Genomic DNA, 361 nt, shown 5'->3' with positions numbered 1-361 from the left:
TCTAACGTGAGGGGATGATGCACGGCCGTCGGGCCCTGCCGGAGCTCACGGAACTCACCGCGGCGCACTGGACGTCGGGGGAGAGCGGGCGGCTGTCCGTGCAGCGGTGCGCGCACTGTCTCCGATGGTCGTTCCCGCCGGCGTCACACTGCCGGCACTGCTGGCGTGACGACTTCACCTACGAGCCGGTCACCGGCAAGGGCGCACTGCTCAGCTGGACTGAGGTGTTCGAGTCCGTCGCGTCTGCCCCCCTCGCGCTGGCCGCCTTCACGCGGCACGCCGTGGTGATCGGGCTGCTCTTCGCCCTCCTGTGGGAAGGGCTGCTCGGCTCGCTCCTCGGCGGGATCAAGTGGGTCTCCAT

1 protein-coding gene is annotated in these 361 nt (G+C 69.8%); it reads left to right on the top strand.

Annotated features, from left to right (window positions below):
* Window positions 1–14 precede the first annotated feature (14 nt).
* Window positions 15–361, top strand: a 347-nt coding sequence (locus AC1DYG_RS20895) for a Zn-ribbon domain-containing OB-fold protein (protein ID WP_477641736.1), incomplete at its 3' end; no start/stop codon positions are given.

This window comes from Pedococcus sp. P1_H8, assembly GCF_056405175.1.
Note: the sequence above shows the minus strand (reverse complement) of the source record. Positions and strands in the feature narration are given on the sequence as shown.